The sequence below is a fragment of the Oceanobacillus damuensis genome, assembly GCF_001618145.1.
Classification (GTDB): Bacteria; Bacillota; Bacilli; order Bacillales; family Amphibacillaceae; genus Oceanobacillus; species Oceanobacillus damuensis.
In genome coordinates, this window is the sequence record NZ_LQNF01000020.1 from 1 (window position 1) to 18,044 (window position 18,044).

General features: G+C 42.5%; 17 protein-coding genes. All 17 read left to right on the forward strand.

The window, feature by feature from the left end; translation table 11 throughout:
• Positions 1 to 388 precede the first annotated feature (388 nt).
• The 17 genes from A4245_RS12805 (at position 389) to A4245_RS12885 (ending at position 18,037) form a co-directional block, all read left to right on the forward strand.
• Positions 389 to 2,554, forward strand: a complete 2,166-nt coding sequence (locus A4245_RS12805) for a S8 family serine peptidase (RefSeq protein WP_067728522.1) — start codon at positions 389 to 391, stop codon at positions 2,552 to 2,554.
• A 415-nt stretch (positions 2,555 to 2,969) separates the two neighbouring features.
• On the forward strand, positions 2,970 to 3,479 hold the full coding sequence (locus A4245_RS12810) for an ATP synthase subunit I (RefSeq protein WP_324609860.1): 510 nt from the start codon (positions 2,970 to 2,972) through the stop codon (positions 3,477 to 3,479).
• A gap of 66 nt (positions 3,480 to 3,545) precedes the next feature.
• On the forward strand, positions 3,546 to 4,268 hold the full coding sequence (gene atpB, locus A4245_RS12815; RefSeq protein ID WP_067728524.1) for a F0F1 ATP synthase subunit A: 723 nt from the start codon (positions 3,546 to 3,548) through the stop codon (positions 4,266 to 4,268).
• A gap of 45 nt (positions 4,269 to 4,313) precedes the next feature.
• Positions 4,314 to 4,526 (forward strand): F0F1 ATP synthase subunit C, encoded by a 213-nt coding sequence (atpE, locus tag A4245_RS12820; protein WP_067728526.1) that lies wholly within the window; start codon positions 4,314 to 4,316, stop codon positions 4,524 to 4,526.
• 156 nt (positions 4,527 to 4,682) lie between these two features.
• Positions 4,683 to 5,189 carry a F0F1 ATP synthase subunit B gene (gene atpF, locus A4245_RS12825; RefSeq protein ID WP_407668387.1) on the forward strand — a complete coding sequence of 169 codons (507 nt, stop codon included), beginning with the start codon at positions 4,683 to 4,685 and terminating at the stop codon, positions 5,187 to 5,189.
• The gene (locus A4245_RS12830; protein ID WP_067728531.1) at positions 5,186 to 5,731 is read left to right on the forward strand and encodes a F0F1 ATP synthase subunit delta; all 546 of its coding nucleotides are present in this window, start codon (positions 5,186 to 5,188) and stop codon (positions 5,729 to 5,731) included. Before atpF ends, A4245_RS12830 begins: the two co-directional genes overlap by 4 nt.
• An 18-nt stretch (positions 5,732 to 5,749) precedes the next feature.
• Positions 5,750 to 7,261: a F0F1 ATP synthase subunit alpha gene (gene atpA / locus A4245_RS12835; RefSeq protein ID WP_067728533.1), complete on the forward strand. Its 1,512-nt coding sequence runs from the start codon at positions 5,750 to 5,752 to the stop codon at positions 7,259 to 7,261.
• Between the two features lie 138 nt (positions 7,262 to 7,399).
• Positions 7,400 to 8,260, forward strand: coding sequence for an ATP synthase F1 subunit gamma (atpG, locus tag A4245_RS12840; RefSeq protein WP_067728535.1), 861 nt, complete (start codon positions 7,400 to 7,402; stop codon positions 8,258 to 8,260).
• 40 nt (positions 8,261 to 8,300) lie between these two features.
• Complete coding sequence (gene atpD, locus A4245_RS12845) at positions 8,301 to 9,701, forward strand: F0F1 ATP synthase subunit beta (protein WP_067728537.1); 1,401 nt, start codon at positions 8,301 to 8,303, stop codon at positions 9,699 to 9,701.
• A gap of 106 nt (positions 9,702 to 9,807) precedes the next feature.
• A complete protein-coding gene (locus A4245_RS12850) occupies positions 9,808 to 10,203 on the forward strand; it encodes a F0F1 ATP synthase subunit epsilon (RefSeq protein WP_067728539.1) in 396 nt (131 codons plus the stop codon).
• Between the two features lie 654 nt (positions 10,204 to 10,857).
• Positions 10,858 to 11,055, forward strand: a complete 198-nt coding sequence (locus A4245_RS12855) for a DUF1146 family protein (protein ID WP_324609861.1) — start codon at positions 10,858 to 10,860, stop codon at positions 11,053 to 11,055.
• A gap of 102 nt (positions 11,056 to 11,157) precedes the next feature.
• Positions 11,158 to 11,871 (forward strand): YwmB family TATA-box binding protein, encoded by a 714-nt coding sequence (locus tag A4245_RS12860; protein ID WP_067728543.1) that lies wholly within the window; start codon positions 11,158 to 11,160, stop codon positions 11,869 to 11,871.
• A 35-nt stretch (positions 11,872 to 11,906) separates the two neighbouring features.
• Positions 11,907 to 13,241: a UDP-N-acetylglucosamine 1-carboxyvinyltransferase gene (gene murA / locus A4245_RS12865; RefSeq protein WP_067728545.1), complete on the forward strand. Its 1,335-nt coding sequence runs from the start codon at positions 11,907 to 11,909 to the stop codon at positions 13,239 to 13,241.
• A gap of 971 nt (positions 13,242 to 14,212) precedes the next feature.
• The gene (locus A4245_RS12870) at positions 14,213 to 15,040 is read left to right on the forward strand and encodes a M55 family metallopeptidase (protein ID WP_067728547.1); all 828 of its coding nucleotides are present in this window, start codon (positions 14,213 to 14,215) and stop codon (positions 15,038 to 15,040) included.
• A 98-nt stretch (positions 15,041 to 15,138) separates the two neighbouring features.
• On the forward strand, positions 15,139 to 16,071 hold the full coding sequence (locus A4245_RS12875) for an ABC transporter permease (protein WP_067728549.1): 933 nt from the start codon (positions 15,139 to 15,141) through the stop codon (positions 16,069 to 16,071).
• A 2-nt stretch (positions 16,072 to 16,073) separates the two neighbouring features.
• Positions 16,074 to 17,030: an ABC transporter permease gene (locus A4245_RS12880; RefSeq protein WP_067728551.1), complete on the forward strand. Its 957-nt coding sequence runs from the start codon at positions 16,074 to 16,076 to the stop codon at positions 17,028 to 17,030.
• Between the two features lie 8 nt (positions 17,031 to 17,038).
• Positions 17,039 to 18,037 carry an ABC transporter ATP-binding protein gene (locus A4245_RS12885; RefSeq protein ID WP_067728553.1) on the forward strand — a complete coding sequence of 333 codons (999 nt, stop codon included), beginning with the start codon at positions 17,039 to 17,041 and terminating at the stop codon, positions 18,035 to 18,037.
• Positions 18,038 to 18,044 lie beyond the last annotated feature (7 nt).

Below are 18,044 nucleotides of genomic sequence, written 5' to 3' on the forward strand. Positions count from 1 at the left end.
CCTTGCTTATGCGTGCGTTTCTGAACAGTCACCTTCGCTTTTGATCGCCCAGCTCCAGCGCCCAGGGACTACCGAGACTTCCTTCGCCTCATGACACGATAAAGAAGACTTGCCGACTGGCTTTGCCAGAGGCTTAGTCGCACTTATACCCTTGTGGTGAAAGTCAACATCGACTCTCTCCGTTCGTCGTGTTTCCTTTATCTCCTACGTAGGAATGTTCGACAAGTCGAACCACCCCACAGTTCGGGGCGCAGTCCGTACGTCCCTAAACGGGCGCTTGCGCTTTTGTACCGAATACATTCCCCGTCTGCATGTGCCAACTTCACGCCAACCATGCATAATCCAAAACACCTCGGCAAATCCTAGCATAATAAGGAGGCCTTCATCCATGCGGATATTTATTCCACTCTTATTTTTAATGTTCATTTTGATTTCCCCGCCATCACAATCAGCACAGGCAGACCTGCAATCCATCATCATCGAAGTGGAGGGCGATCCGAATGTGCACAAACAATATATCGAAGCATATCATCCATTTATAGATGTCGTTGCAGTCTATGAAAAAGTGTTTAATGGGCTTGCGCTGCAAGGAAGTACTGCCAAATTGGAGAGGATGGAATCACTGGAATTTATTAAACATATTCATGCCGTCCAACAGTATGAAGCTATTGAGTGGAAGAAACCGAAAGCCAGCCAGGAAGAAGCTGCTCAACCATACGCAATCAATTCGACGGAATATACCGGGAAAGGGGTGAAAGTTGGGATAATCGACACTGGTATTGATTACGAGCACCCAGACCTCCAACATAACTATCAATCCGGTTTTGATCTGGTGGATCTGGATGATGATCCAATGGAAAGTCAGCCTGAACAAGGTATGCCTACATCCCATGGTACACATGTCGCAGGGATTATTGCGGCTGATGGCGAATTGAAAGGCGTCGCCCCCGATGCAGAAATATATGCATATCGCGCGCTTGGTCCAGGGGGGACAGGAACATCGGTCCAGGTACTTGCTGCAATGGAGAAAGCGGTGGAAGATGGAGTCGATGTGATTAACCTGTCACTTGGAAATAACGTAAACATTCCGGACTATCCGACAAGCATTGCTGTCAATCGTGCGTCAAATTTGGGGATCCCTGTTGTAATCGCAAATGGAAATAGCGGGCCTGATGATTGGACAGTGGGGTCGCCGGCAACTGCTGACAAGGCATTGTCCGTAGGCGCTTCAACTGTACCAACGGTTATCCCCTTCTTATATGAATCACTTGAAAAGAAGGCAATCCAGCTCATAGAGATGGAAGGCTCCCGTTCATGGGACATAACTAGATCGTACGAAGTAGTGAATGCCGATCAGTCAGACGGTTCATACAGAGGAAAAATAGCTCTATTCCAGCGTGGTGACGTACCTTTTTATGAATTGGCTAAATCAGCAGAGCAAGACGGAGCAGTCGCGGTGATTATTTACAATAGGGAACAAGGAAGTTTTCAAGGCTCCATTGAAAATGATCAGAATCCAGTCAACATTCCAGTAGTTGCAGTCTCAAAAGAGGACGGGGAATGGCTATTGGATCTTGCCGAAAAGAAATCCCTTTATATGGAAACGGGTTATTTGCCTCAGGAAGTTACTACAGCACCGTTCAGTTCCAGAGGCCCTGTCACAGTGAATTGGAATATAAAACCAGATGTTCTTGCACCAGGTACGGAAATTCTAAGTACGGTTCCTGGAGGCTATGAGCAAATGAGTGGGACAAGTATGGCAGCACCACATGTTGCCGGAGCAGTTGCATTAATAAAAGAAGCCCACCCTGACTGGACAAGGGACCAGATTATCGGAGCGATTAAAACGACAGCCGGGAGACTGGAGGAGCACTCATCATCAGACCCGACTATACAGGGGATGGGTGCAATAAGCCCTGATAAAGCGATTGAAACTACCACTATCATTCATAATCCACAGCTTAATTTTGGAAAGGTGGACAGCTACAGGGGAGAGCTTCGTTTTGAATTAACCATCGAAAATATATCGGACACTACACAAAATTACGCTTTTGACTATCCTAAAAAGCAAGGTGGACTGGACTGGAAACTGCCACAATCCTTTACATTAAAGCCAAAGGAGAAAAAAACGATTCCGATCGGCCTTAACATTACGACTGCCCGGCTTGAAGAAGGGGTCCATCAAGGCTGGCTAACATTAAATAAGGAAAATGAGCAAGACTACCACCTGCCATATATCGTGGTAAATCAAAATGCCGATCAGCCAAAATCGGCAGGGTTTGAATTCTCTTTGAAAAACTTTTCCGATGATGCATATGAGTTTCGGCTCTATCTGACAGAACCAGCCCGGCGTGCAGAAGTGGATCTCTATCACCCAGAGACCCTAATCCATGAGAGGAAACTTTTGGAAGCGCAAGATTTGGAGGAAGGACTCTATCAGGAAGAACTAAGTAAAAAGGATGCAGGTCCTGGAGGATTTTATTTGGCGATTGTAACGGTTTACCTAGAAAATGGCCAATATGAAAGCAGTCAATCAATCATTCATTTGGAGTGACAATACAGTACAACTCAAACCAAATCGAATAGAAAATAGTCTGTTCACAAAAATGTCATATAAAGCGACCCGAATATCATTTATAATGTTATTTGGGTCATTCGCAATATAAAACCACTCGGGTAAATCTCCTGGAAAATCTCCTGTGTTTACCTGAAAATACCATTTTAAAATCTATCGTAATTTAACTCGGATACTAATTGACAATACTAGTAATGCTATTGTAAACTTGCTTAATGTGAGGTGGGATGAAATAGGCATTTTTTGAGGTTATTCCATTGAATTGTCGAACTGATTTTTACATACTTCGCCATTTCAATTAATACTGTTTCTCACCTCAGAAAGACTTCTGTTACATAAGCCGACTGAATAATAAGAATTGCTAAATAATCTCAGGCTATAATGGGAGCTGCAGTTGCCAAAAATCATGACCGGAAACTTTTCTTTTGCAGGTATTGAAACCGAATGTAAAGCATTCAATGGCGGATTGGAAATCATGGATCTGAGTTACGGGTTTAGGAGAGTTGAAATAAATATGTTTGATTTTGACAGTATGGTAACCCGTCAACGTAAATGGATGCTTTATTATCTTGCGCTCATGGTAGTTGGAGCAGGGTTTCTGCCATATAAACAAGTCTTTCTAGGATTGATTCTGGGTGGTTTGGTAAGTTTCTATAATTTGTGGTTATTGCAGCACAAAACAGAAGTTCTGGGAGAATCTTTTGCAGGAACCGGTAAGAAACGTGGAGGGTTAGGCACTTTCACAAGAATGGCCACTGCAATTTTAGCCGTGTTGATCGCACTTCGGTTTGAAGCGTATTTTCATATCATTGCTGTGGTTATCGGGATAGTTTCCTCTTATATTGTAATTGGTCTGGATATAGCGATACAGATGATTTTACAAAAGAAAAATAAAGAGGATTAACCTGTCGTACAAGCTAAATATGACCGGGTTCTTCAGTTAAATCTGGATAATAAAGGGGTGATAAATTTGGATCATTCAGCTCCAATAGTTGAAGATGTATTTGGAATTTCCTGGCTTGATTTTAACCTTTCAAATGTCCTCATGATTGCAGTTGCGTCATTAATTGTCTTTCTGTTTTCAGTGTGGGGAAGTCGAAAGCTTCAGATGAAACCAACCGGGATGCAGAACTTTATGGAGTGGGTAGTTGAGTTTGTTAAAGGAATCATTAGTGATGCAATGGATTGGAAGACAGGCAAGATATTTCTTCCGCTAGGGCTGACCTTAATTACTTACATATTGGTAAGTAACCTTCTGGGTGTTATGACAATGGGGGTCGTCGGTCACGACCTTTGGTGGAAATCACCAACTGCCGATGCGACATTAACACTGACCCTATCCGCTATGGTAGTAGTTCTGACGCATTTTTATGGCATTAAGATACGAGGGACGAAGGCATATTTCAAAGAGTATATCAGTCCCGTGCCGTTAATGTTGCCTTTCAAGATTATTGAAGAGTTTACAAACACATTAACATTGGGTCTGCGTCTATTCGGTAACATCTTTGCCGGAGAAGTATTGCTTTCTCTGCTTGTAGGAATGGCAGGCGCTGGTGTGTTAGGATTCATTGGTGCAGCATTGCCGATGATGGCATGGCAAGGCTTCAGCTTGTTCATTGGTGGTATCCAGGCGTTCGTATTTACTATGTTAACAATGGTGTATATGTCTCATAAAGTGACAAGTGACCATTAATAAAATCATAAATAAAGGTTTTTAAATAAGAGGAGGAAATATTAAATGGAAGCATTAGCAGCAGCAATTGCAATTGGTTTGGCAGCATTAGGTGCAGGTTTTGGTAACGCAATGATCGTAAGTAAAACATTGGAAGGTATCGCTCGTCAGCCTGAATTAAAAGGTTCACTCCAGACAATCATGTTCATCGGGGTTGCGTTGGTAGAGGCGATTCCTATTATCGCAGCAGTTATCGCGTTTATGGTTATCTTCATGTAATAACGAGTTTATTAGAGAAATTTAAATGGCGGGGTTCAGTCGTAGAGAATCTTCGCCATTGCTTTATGTAATTTTCAGGTTGGAAACGCTTGGAAATTGCATAGGTGTGCAGTTATCGTGAAAGGAGTGAAATCAGTGCATTCATATTTGGAATATATGACAATCGGGGCAACTGTAGGTGGACTTAGAGTAGGGGATATGATCACACAACTATTCTTCTTTCTTTTACTGTTATATTTTGTAAAAAAATTCGCTTGGGGTCCCCTCATGAACAAAATGCAAGAGCGTGAGGAATATGTGGCTGGAGAAATCGAATCAGCAGAACAAAGTCGTCTGGAAGCTGAAAAAGCATCCAAAGAGGCTGCTGCCCAATTGAGCCAAGTTAAACAAGAGGCACAGAAACTGATTGAAGACGCTAAATCTGCCGGGATTAAGCAGGAGCAGGATATTGTCGATTCAGCCAAAATGGAAGCTGACCGTATTATCCAAGCAGCTCAAGCGGACATCCAAAACGAAAAAGAAAAAGCAATCCAAGCACTTCAGGATAAAGTTGCATCATTGTCCGTACTTATTGCAAGTAAAGTGATTGAAAAAGAAATCAGTGCACAGGATCAGGAAAAACTGATCAATGATTATATCAAAGAGGTAGGAGAAGAGCGATGAGTGAACAGGTAGTTTCCAAACGTTACGCAGAAGCTCTTTTCCAGCTGGGTAAAGAAAAGAACACACAGGATTTGCTTGTGGAAGAATTCCGTGTTGTTCGTGAAGTTTTTAAAAACAATAAAAAACTGGATACATTCCTGAAGCATCCCAAAATTGATAATGAGAAAAAGAAACAGTTTCTAACTCAAGCGTTTCAAGGAACACAGACAGATGTTGTAAACACACTCAAACTTCTTGTTGAGCGGCGACGTACTGCAGCGGTTCCATCCATTATCGATCATTTCATCCAACTGGTGAATGATGCTAAAGGAATTGCAGATGCAACGGTATACTCTGTCCGTGAATTGTCCGAAGCTGAAAAACAGCAATTGCAGGTAACCTTCGCAAAGCGAATGGGCAAAGCTGCAATCAATCTGGAAAACGTTGTGGATCCATCCATTATCGGCGGTATCAAAATCCGCGTTGGAAACACGATCTATGACGGAACAATAAGCGGAAAATTAAATCGTATCTCCAGAAGAATCGTATCTGCAAATAAATGATGATAGGGGTGAAATGGTATGAGCATTAATGCTGAAGAAATCAGTACACTTATTAAACAGCAAATTGAAAATTTTGATACAGATATCGAAGTCAGTGATGTCGGAACAGTTATTGAAATCGGGGACGGTATCGCACGTGCGCACGGACTTGAAAACGCAATGGCTGGAGAATTGCTCGAATTCTCAAATGGAGTTATGGGATTGGCGCAAAACCTTGAAGAAAGCAACGTAGGTATCGTCATTCTCGGACCTTACACTGGTATTAAAGAAGGCGATGAAGTTCGCCGTACAGGACGTATCATGCAAGTACCAGTTGGGGATGAATTATTGGGACGCGTAGTTAACCCATTAGGACAACCAATCGATGGAAAAGGTTCAATCGAAACATCCAAAACGCGTCCAATTGAAGCTGCGGCACCTGGAGTAATGGATCGTAAATCAGTTGATGAGCCATTGCAAACAGGGATCAAAGCGATTGATGCATTGGTTCCAATCGGCCGTGGTCAGCGTGAGCTTATCATTGGTGACCGTCAGACTGGTAAAACGACAGTAGCTGTAGATACCATTTTGAATCAAAGCGATCAGGACATGATCTGTATTTACGTGGCAATCGGTCAAAAAGAATCAACCGTTCGTAATACTGTTGAAACGTTCCGCAGATATGGTGCATTGGATTATACAATCGTTGTAACTGCCGGGGCATCTGATCCTGCTCCATTATTATACCTTGCACCATATGCAGGTGTAGCAATGGGTGAAGAATTTATGTACAACGGGAAACACGTATTGGTTGTGTATGATGATTTATCCAAACAAGCAGTCGCATACCGTGAACTCTCCCTATTACTTCGTCGTCCTCCAGGTCGTGAAGCATTCCCAGGGGATGTATTCTACTTGCATTCACGCCTGTTGGAGCGTGCTGCAAAACTTAGTGACGCAAAAGGTGGCGGGTCATTGACTGCACTGCCATTTGTCGAAACACAAGCTGGCGATATTGCTGCATATATACCAACGAACGTAATTTCCATCACGGATGGACAAATCTTCCTGCAGTCTGATTTGTTCTTCTCGGGTGTACGTCCAGCGATTAACGCAGGTCTTTCCGTATCCCGTGTAGGTGGCTCAGCTCAAATTAAAGCAATGAAAAAAGTTGCAGGTACACTGCGTCTTGATCTGGCATCCTATCGTGAACTGGAAGCATTCTCGCAATTTGGCTCAGACCTTGATAAATCTACACAAGCTAAATTGAACCGTGGTCAGCGTACAGTTGAAGTTCTGAAACAGGGCTTACATAAGCCAATGGTTGTCGAAAAACAGGTTATGATTCTTTTCGCACTGACGAAAGGGTACCTTGATGACATTCCAGTTGAAGATGTACTTCGTTTCGAAAGCGAATTAAATGTTTGGGTTGAAAGCAATCGCAGTGAATTATTTACTACCATCCGCGAAACAGGTAACCTGCCGGATGATGGTGAAATGAGAGCTGCAATTGAAGCCTTCAAAAAAACATTTTTACCGACAAACAATTAATGAATGAAAGACTCTGCCTGAAAGGGTAAAGTCTTTCAGGCAGTTTACGAAAAGAGAATAATGGTCCGGGAAATTAAGGCAGACACTGAAGCTTTAAGCCCGGCCCCAACCTCTGTCAGGAAAGTGTGGTGAAAAAGCTTGGCATCACTTAGAGATATAAAAGGCCGAATCGATTCGACAAAGAAGACAAAACAAATTACCGGTGCAATGGAAATGGTATCTGCTTCCAAAATGAATAAAGCAGAGCAAAATGCCAAAGGATTTGTGCCGTATGCTGATAAAATTCAGGAAGTTGTAGCAAGTATTGCAAACAGCAATACGGATATTGAGCATCCGATGCTGACGAAGCGTGAAGTGAAAAAGACGGCATATATCATAGTAACATCTGATCGTGGACTTGTAGGCGGTTATAACAGTAACATACTGAAAAACCTGGTCACTACGATTAATAAGCGCCACCAGCATGCGGATGAGTATACAATTATCGCGGTTGGGCGTAAAGGCTATGATTTTTGCAAGAAAAGGAACTTGCCAGTTTCGAAAAGCATTCTGGGGATTGCAGACCATCCGACATTTGCTGATATCAAAGACCTTGCATCCGAATCTGTACAAATGTACAGTGATGGAGAAATTGATGAACTGAACATCATCTATAACCACTATGTAAGTGCGATTTCACAAGTAGTGACAGCTAAAAAGCTGCTGCCGATTGAAAATCTGGATGAACATGGTGCTTCAGACAGTGATTATGAATATGATCCAAACCAAGAGGAAATATTGGAAGTTCTATTACCACAGTATGCCGAAAGCTTGATTTTCGGTGCATTGCTAGATGGAAAAGCGAGTGAACATGCGGCAAGTATGACGGCAATGAGAAGTGCGACAGATAATGCATCAGACCTTATCGATGACTTAACATTGACATATAACCGCGCGCGTCAAGCAGCTATTACACAGGAAATCACGGAGATTGTTGGTGGGGTAGCAGCGCTTGAATAGCTCCTCGACCATGCTTTAAAGTTAGTTAGGAGGGAAATCGATGAGCAAAGGACACGTTACACAAGTAATGGGGCCGGTCGTTGACGTAAAATTCGAAGACGGCGAGCTTCCAGCGGTATATAACGCTTTAGTTGTCCGTAATGAAAACAATGAAAATGCAGACCTTACATTGGAAGTAGCGCTTCACCTTGGTGATCATAGTGTACGTACGATTGCAATGTCTTCAACAGACGGCGTAAAACGTGGTGCAACAGTAGAAAACCTTGGTAGACCTATCTCCGTACCAGTAGGGGATGTTACATTAGGACGTGTATTTAACGTACTCGGTGAAAAAATCGATTTGGATGAGCCATTAGCGGCTGATGTCCGAGTGGATCCGATTCACCGTCAGGCACCTGATTTCGAGAATCTGTCTACAGAAACAGAAATTTTGGAAACAGGTATCAAAGTAGTAGATTTATTGGCACCATATATTAAAGGTGGTAAAATCGGTCTCTTTGGTGGTGCGGGTGTAGGTAAAACCGTATTGATCCAGGAATTGATCAACAACATCGCTCAGGAGCACGGCGGGATTTCCGTTTTCGCCGGTGTTGGTGAGCGTACACGTGAAGGGAACGACCTTTACTATGAAATGAAAGACTCCGGTGTTATCGCAAAAACTGCGATGGTATTCGGACAAATGAACGAGCCGCCTGGTGCACGTATGCGTGTTGCCCTGACAGGTCTTACAATGGCTGAGTACTTCCGTGATGAGCAAGGACAGGACGTATTGCTCTTCATCGATAACATTTTCCGTTTCACGCAAGCAGGTTCAGAGGTTTCCGCTCTGCTTGGCCGTATGCCATCTGCAGTAGGTTACCAGCCGACACTTGCTACAGAAATGGGACAATTGCAAGAACGTATTACATCAACAGATAAAGGTTCCGTAACATCAATCCAGGCTATCTATGTACCTGCCGATGATTACACTGACCCTGCTCCGGCAACAACATTTGCTCACCTTGACGCGACCACTAACCTGGATCGTAAACTATCTGAGCAAGGTATCTATCCTGCGGTGGATCCATTGGCTTCCACTTCACGTGCACTAGATCCGGAAATTGTTGGAGAAGAACATTATAAAGTAGCGACAGAAGTGCAGCAAACACTTCAGCGTTATAAAGAGTTACAGGATATTATCGCGATCCTCGGTATGGATGAACTTGGAGACGAAGATAAACTTGTCGTTTCCCGTGCACGTCGTGTACAATTCTTCCTTTCTCAAAACTTCCACGTTGCAGAACAGTTCACAGGACAAAAAGGTTCCTATGTTCCTGTATCAGAAACAGTAGCTGGATTTAAAGAGATCCTTGAAGGAAAATATGATGACCTGCCAGAGGATGCATTCCGACTAGTAGGACGTATTGAAGAAGTAGTTGAAAAAGCAAAAGGTATGGAATAAAAGACAAGTGGAGGAAGAATCGGGGATCGCCTCCCTGTAGTCTGGGTGCAATTCATTTTTCGCCTGTATCCCAGCATTCTTCCTGCCAGTCTTAGGAGGGGTTACATTGAAGACACTGGATGTGAGTGTTGTTACTCCTAGTGGTCCGGTCTTGGAAGGTAGTTTTGAATTTGTTGTCTGTAAAGCTGAGACTGGTGAACTCGGTATTTTACCAGGGCATATTCCTCTTGTTGCTCCATTACAGATCAGTGCCGTTCGCCTGAAGAATGGCAATGAAACGAAGAAATTGGCAGTTAATGGCGGCTTTATGGAGGTACAGCCTGATAAAATAACGATTCTTGCACAGTCTGCTGAAAAAGCTACAGAAATCGATGTACAACGTGCGAAAGAAGCAAAAGACCGTGCAGAACGTCGACTACAGGCTAAACAAGACACTGTCGACAAAACCCGGGCTGAATTAGCACTCAAACGCGCAATGAATCGCCTGGACGTAGGGCAATAATGATTTGAAAATAAACCTCTTATAACATCATGTTATAAGAGGTTTATTTTTAGCAAGTAAGAAAGTTTATACTTTCTTACTTGCATAAGTGCAGCTAAGGCATTCGCCCAAAGGCTTGGCGTATGCCAAGTTTTCTAATAGTTTAGCTGGCAGGATAGGATTAATACATTTAGCTGCATAAGGGAAACGAAGGCACTAACCTGAAAGCTTGCCAAGTTATCTAATATTTCTACCTGGCTTGTCGATATTTCCCGGGAAATTAGAGAAACCATCGTGATATAATCTTATGAAACGACTTTTCTGACGCATGCGCGAAATTTATTGACTTTTAACCATATAAATGTCAAAGTTACATATAGTTCGTGTTCAAGAAGCAGTTGAAAAAGGACCGATAAGTTCGTTTCGGTGTAGCTCCCTAAAGGGGGTTCCGCAGCGTGTGATAACTACTTTGTTTATTTTAGGCGTGCAAGTTAACGAGCCCAGACAATCGCACGTGGGAAAAGTGTACTAATTTCCCTTAAATGAACAGAAAAGCAAGTATTCATTCATGCGAAATTGGATATATCCTTTTCCCCTGGATTTTGAACAATCTCATATAGCAAACAAACAAGGGTGGTACTTATGTTTTCAATTGGACAAATGGCTTTGATCAGCATGTTTTCCCATTTAATCTTTATTTATATAACGTGGCGTCTTTTACTCTCGATGAATTATGAGGTAATCATAAAAAAAGGACACACTACGGAAGGAAGAATCTTTCTTCTGTTCATCACGATCGTTATCGGAACCGGTGTAAGCAGATTTTTCCTTGAGATCCTCCGATGGTCTAATGATATACTATTTCTATTTTAATTAGAAATTCTTGTATTCTATCGTTTGTCGTAATTTGTATCGTATGTAAATGATTCCTCTTGTCAAAGCTATTACTACTAGTTTAAGACAGGGGGATTTTTTATGCGAAAAACAGCGATTCTATTAATTATGATGGTCTTCATTACTGCAAAACCAATGGCATATGGAATGGAAAGAGATGAAATGGTCGACCTGGCGAATTTCACTTTGAAAAATAGCGTGCCAATTGAAAGCTGGCAGGTTACGCTTAAAGAGAATCTGACGAGAAAAAAGGCTGAAGAAACCGTAAATAATTTGAAAGATAGTAGTTTAGTCACTGTCAGTGAAGATGAAAATGTAATAAAATATCAAGTTAGGGACGTCCATAAACAAGTTGGACTGGACGTATCATATAGTGTGGTTATCCCCAAAAATGAGGCATTTAAGCCCGAAATGAATGCTGTAATAGAAGGAACTCAATGGAACGATGAAATTGAGGAGGAGTACTTATCAATCAAACGTTCGATGGAGAAAAAAATCTTTACAAAATCGTTAAAATTATTTGCTTGTCTGACAACAGAGCCAGGTGGTATAATTGACAGTGATGTTTTTGTTAAACGTATCACAAAATATTTTAATGTAGAACATTTTGCGACACAAACCGATACAATAGAAAATTCGATGCATGAAAAAATCATATACGGGTATACAGACTTATGGAAGCAGGATTTCATAATACAGGGTACCCAAATGAATCTGCAAATAGCTGTAGTACAAGTCGACGAAACGAACGTGAAATACACGGTAGGAACACCTATCCTAATACATGAATATTAATATAGTGAAATTGGATCTGAAGGAGATTTAAAAACATGGAAAAAATCATCGTAAGAGGCGGACACCAATTGAATGGCACCGTTCGGCTTGAAGGTGCCAAAAATGCAGTACTTCCCGTTATCGCTGCCAGCCTTATCGCAAGCGAAGGAACAAGCATAATTAAAGAAGTACCTGTTTTGGCTGACGTATATACAATCAATGAAGTATTAAGAAATTTAAATGCTGACGTAGAGTTCAATCCAGAAACAAATACGGTTTATGTGGATGCTTCCAAACAGCTTGAAACAGAAGCTCCATTTGAATATGTCCGGAAAATGCGTGCATCTGTGCTTGTTTTGGGACCATTATTGGCCCGTTATGGACACGCAAAGGTTGCAATGCCGGGTGGATGTGCAATAGGATCCCGCCCAATCGATCTGCATTTAAAAGGCTTTGAAGCAATGGGTGCCGACATTCACGTTGGCAATGGCTATGTTGAAGCAAAAGTAGATGGCCGACTTAAAGGGGCTAAAGTCTATTTGGATATGCCAAGTGTCGGTGCTACTGAAAACATCATGATGGCTGCTGCCCTTGCTGAAGGCAAAACAATCATTGAAAACGCAGCAAAAGAGCCGGAGATTGTTGACCTAGCTAACTACCTTAATAAAATGGGCGCCAAAATCATCGGTGCCGGTACAGAGACAATCCGCATCCATGGTGTAGAGAAGCTCTCTGGTACAGAACATGCAATCATTCCTGATCGTATAGAGGCAGGAACCTTTATGGTGGCTGCAGCTATTACTGGAGGAAATGTGCTCATCGAAAATGCTGTCAGTGAGCATTTGAGTTCTGTTATATCAAAGCTTGAAGAAATGAATGTAACAGTAGTTGAAGAGAGTAATGGACTTCGTATCATCGGACCAAAAGAACTCAAATCAACAGATATAAAAACATTGCCACATCCCGGATTCCCGACAGATATGCAATCTCAGATGATGGCATTAATGCTGCGTGCAAAAGGTACTGGTGTTATTACAGAAACCGTATTTGAAAACCGTTTTATGCATGTGGAAGAATTCAGACGCATGAATGCCAACATCAAAATTGAAGGGCGCAGCGTTATTATTGAAGGATTATCTGATTTGCAAGGTGCAGAAGTTGCAGCGACAGATCTCCGCGCAGCTGCAGCACTTATCTTGGCTGGCCTAGTCGGTGAAGGAAACACACGTGTGACAGAACTGAAGCATCTTGACAGAGGCTATGTTGATATTGTAGGTAAGCTGGCGTCATTAGGTGCGGATATTGAACGTGTCGATGAAAATGGAAGTGTCGTCGTGCCAATGGTAAAAGTAGATTACAAGAATAGTAGTAGAATAGCAGCTGAATTATAATTGTATATTTTAATAAAGGAACAGGTGGAATCATTTTGATTCGCCTGTTTTTTTATTTGTCTTCTTAATGTTGGGGAATTAAGTTGCTCACACAAATAAGCGGGAATGGTTATCCACATCTGGATAACTTGATGCATATGGATGGTTACACAACTTTCGCAGAGTGGAGTTGACATCGAATTAATTGTTAGTTTAAAGTCACATTTGATATAAAGTGCGAAGTAACTGTAGATTTTTCATCGAAATTGTGCGCTTGTCGCCGCCCGGGATCGCTCTGGGCGGATGCGCATCCTTAGGGCACGGCTTCAGCCCCGAAGAGAAAACCACTCTCAGGTTTTCGGACACGTGCTTTTCCCGCAGGACAAGGAACGCTTCGTCAGCATTCGCATCTTCGTAAGAAAATTGGTTTGTATTTTCGAGGAGTCACCGCACGCCGCTCACCCGGACTGGTGAAGCTGTATAATTATATTTTTATTACGGATGCAGTTTATTAGTAGCAATCTCAACCAGCTCGGGGAAATACACGGAGACTCCAACGGGAGGAAAGGCATAGGTGAGACACTGAAATGCGTTAGCATGAAGGGGCTCACCAGCCGCCTTAGGATGCGCGCAGTGTATTTCCCCGAGCGGTAGCCGAAGTAACTTGCTTCCATTATTAGTGTCCCAGTTCTAACACAAATAGTAGTTACGTCGTCGTTTACATAAAGTGCGTGGCTTATAAAACAACTAACATTACTAAAAAAAATAGACTTATTTATATAAGGTTAGCAAGGTGATAATAAGTGGCACTCAAAGTTTAACACCAATAAACGGTTAAACTTTTTTATTGCTGCCAAAGCTGCGTCAGTTATAATCAATAATCTATCCCAGGCAAACCAAAATTCAGATTAATGATAAAAATTAGTCTTCAACTCTATGTTAAAATTAATAGAAAATTAGTAATAATAAAATGACATTGTAGGTGACAAAACGTGAAGCTATACATATCTGCAGACATGGAAGGAATTACTGGCATACCGGACCATACTTATATTGATTCCAGTAAGCATAACTACGAACGAGCAAGAAGAATCATGACGGCCGAGATCAATTACGCGGTAGAGGCCGCATTCAAATTTGGATGTACAGAAGTATTGGTGAACGACAGCCACTTGAAAATGAACAATATACTTATTGATGAGCTTCATCCGGATGCTGCACTAATCACAGGAAATGTGAAACCGTATTCAATGATGCAGGGATTGGACGCTACCTATGAGGCAGTAATGTTTATAGGATACCATGCACGTGCAGGGCAGCCCGGTGTATTGTCCCATTCGATGATACATGCGGTACGTAATTTTTATATTAATGACCATGCTATCGGGGAAATGGGATTCAATGCCTATGTTGCTGGTCATTTCGGAGTTCCTGTTCTATTGGTTTCAGGAGATGATGAGGCTGCAAAAGAAGCGGAAGAATTAATACCAAATGTCACTTCGGTTGTTGTAAAGGAAGCAATCTCAAGGTCTGCAGTCAAAAGCCTGACACCAAAGAAAGCTGGAGAACTGCTGACTGGTAAAGTAGCGGAAGCATTGGAAAACAGGAGAAAGGTAAAAGCCCTGACTCCTCCGGAAAAACCTGTCCTGAAAATTGAATTCAATAATTATGGACAAGCGGAATGGGCAAATCTGATGCCTGGTACCGAAATCGAAAAAGGTACAACCATTGTCAGGTATCATGCGGAAAACATCCTTGAAGCGTATAAAGCACTGCTTGTCATGACTGAGCTTGCGATGCACACAACGTTTTCATCATGACGGAGTGACAGAAAATAAAACTTGGTAACTACTGGACATTTGGGCAAAGGTCCTACCTTGTCAAGAAGCAGAGTACGTAACATCGGGGGTGTAGAGTCATGCTGAAATACATATCAAAACGCTTTGCAGTAATGTTGGTGACGCTATGGATCATCATAACACTGACTTTCATATTGATGGTCAGTGTGCCTGGTTCCCCATTTAATAGCGATCAGTCGTCCAATGAAACAATCAAGGCAAATTTGGAAGCGCATTATAATTTGGATGCTCCATATCACATTCAATATTTCAATTATTTGAAATCGGTTGCAACATTTGATTTTGGCCCCTCAATCAAGCAGCCTAACCAGACAGTCAATGATTTGCTTGGGAGAGGTTTTCCGATTTCACTCGAGCTCGGAATCGTAACAATTGTAGTTGCTGTCATATCGGGTATTATTCTCGGAATAATCGCTGCCTTGAGACACAATGGTTTTATTGACTATATGGCGATGGGATTTGCAGTCTTGGGTATTTCGATACCAAACTTTATATTGGCTACCTTGCTTATCCAGCAATTAGCAGTAAACTTGGATATTTTGCCTCCCGCTACATGGTCGAGCCCGGCACATATGATCATGCCAGTACTGGCGCTTGCTACAGGACCGATGGCGATCATTGCCAGGCTCACACGCTCCACAATGCTTGAGGTACTCACACAGGATTACATAAAAATGGCGCGGGCTAAAGGATTATCGCCATGGAAAATTGTCTTTAAACACGCACTAAGAAATGCGTTAATGCCAGTGGTTACGATTATGGGTACACTGCTTGCGAGCATATTGACGGGAACGTTTGTAATTGAACAGATTTTTGCGATTCCTGGTATGGGGAAATATTTTGTGGAAAGTATCAATCAGCGGGATTATCCGGTAATCATGGGGACTACGGTATTTTACAGTGCATTTCTAATTCTGATGCTGTTCCTGGTCGATATTGCATATGGGCTCTTGGATCCTCGAATCAAATTTCATAAAAAGGGAGGAGAATAGGAATGAAACCTGCTAATGAAGTAAAGACAGCACATTCTCCTTCACAAATACCGGATGATTGGTTTAGCTGGAAGGATAAAGATAAAGGGGAGGCAGAAACAGTTGCCAGACCCTCCCTTTCCTACTGGCAAGATGCCTGGAGACGGCTTGTAAAGAATAAGCTGGCAATGCTTGGATTGGCCTTTTTGGTACTCTTGGGATTGATGGCTATTTTCGGGCCAATATTATCCCCTTATCAGGTAAATACGCAGAACCTGCCGAACCAATACCAACCACCTTCAGCGGAATACTGGTTTGGTACCGATAGTGCTGGACGGGATGTATTCACGAGAACATGGTATGGAGCCAGAATCTCACTTTTTGTCGGATTGATGGCGGCACTGATCGATGTGACGATTGGGATTATCTGGGGCGGAATTTCCGGCTATAAAGGCGGACGCACAGATAACATCATGATGCGTATTATCGAAATCTTGTATGGGCTGCCGTATTTGCTGGTCGTCATATTACTGCTCGTTGTACTGGGGCCAAGTCTTTCCACAATCATCATTGCCTTGACCGTCACAGGCTGGGTCGGAATGGCACGAATTGTAAGGGGACAAGTTTTGCAGATCAAGAACTATGAATTTGTGCTCGCTTCGAAATCATTCGGTACAAAATCATCGAGGATCATCAGGAAAAATTTGCTTCCTAACTCGATGGGACCGATTATTGTACAGATGACATTGACCGTTCCATCGGCAATTTTTGCAGAAGCGTTCCTGAGTTTTATCGGTTTGGGAATACAAGCACCATATGCAAGCTGGGGTGTAATGGCCAATGATTCATTGGGCGCAATTCTTTCCGGTAATTGGTGGACACTGTTTTTCCCGGCATTCTTCATCTCATTTACAATGTTTGCCTTCAATGTCCTCGGAGATGGTCTGCAGGATGCACTTGATCCGAAATTAAGGAAGTAGGTGACAACATGGAAAAAATTCTTGAAGTGGAAAATCTCCACGTTACTTTTAATACATACGGCGGAACAGTACAGGCTGTCCGTGGCGTTGACTTTCATCTCAATAAAGGTGAAACATTGGCCATTGTCGGGGAGTCTGGCTGCGGGAAGAGCGTTACCTCCAATGCAATTATGCGGCTGATTCCTGACCCGCCGGGGAAAATCACAAACGGTGCCATTTTGTTTAAGGGAAAGGATCTCGCCAAGTATTCGGAAAAGAAAATGCGTTCCATTCGAGGCGTCGATATCTCCATGATTTTTCAGGATCCTATGACAGCTTTGAATCCAACACTGACTATTGGAACCCAGCTGATGGAAGGGCTGCGTGCACATCGTAAAGTGTCAGGAAATAAAGCAAAGGAGAAAGCGATAGAGATGATGGATTTGGTAGGAATTTCAAATCCAGAGGAAAGACTGAAGCAATATCCGCACCAGTTCAGTGGGGGAATGCGGCAGCGGATTGTCATTGCAATTGCCTTGATTTGTGAACCTGATCTGCTGATCGCTGACGAACCGACAACCGCACTGGATGTAACAATCCAGGCGCAAATCCTTGAGCTGTTTGAAAAAATTCAGGAGTCAACAGGGGTTTCCATTATCCTGATTACCCATGACCTTGGTGTCGTAGCTAAAATTGCCGACCGGATTGCAGTAATGTACGCTGGTAAGATCATTGAAACAGGGACGAAGCGGGAAATATTTTATGACCCGCAGCACCCATATACGAAAGGTTTGCTGAATTCCGTTCCACGTTTGGATCTGAAAGAAGAAAGACTGACTCCAATCGATGGAACACCACCAGATTTATTCTCACCTCCCGCAGGCTGTCCTTTTACAGCAAGATGTCCATTTGCAATGGAGGTGTGTAATAAAGTTTATCCCGCAGATAGTGAAATCACAGGATCACACAAAGTGAACTGCTGGCTTCAGGATGAACGGGCTAAACAGCTTTTAGCAACAATAATTTAAAAAAGGG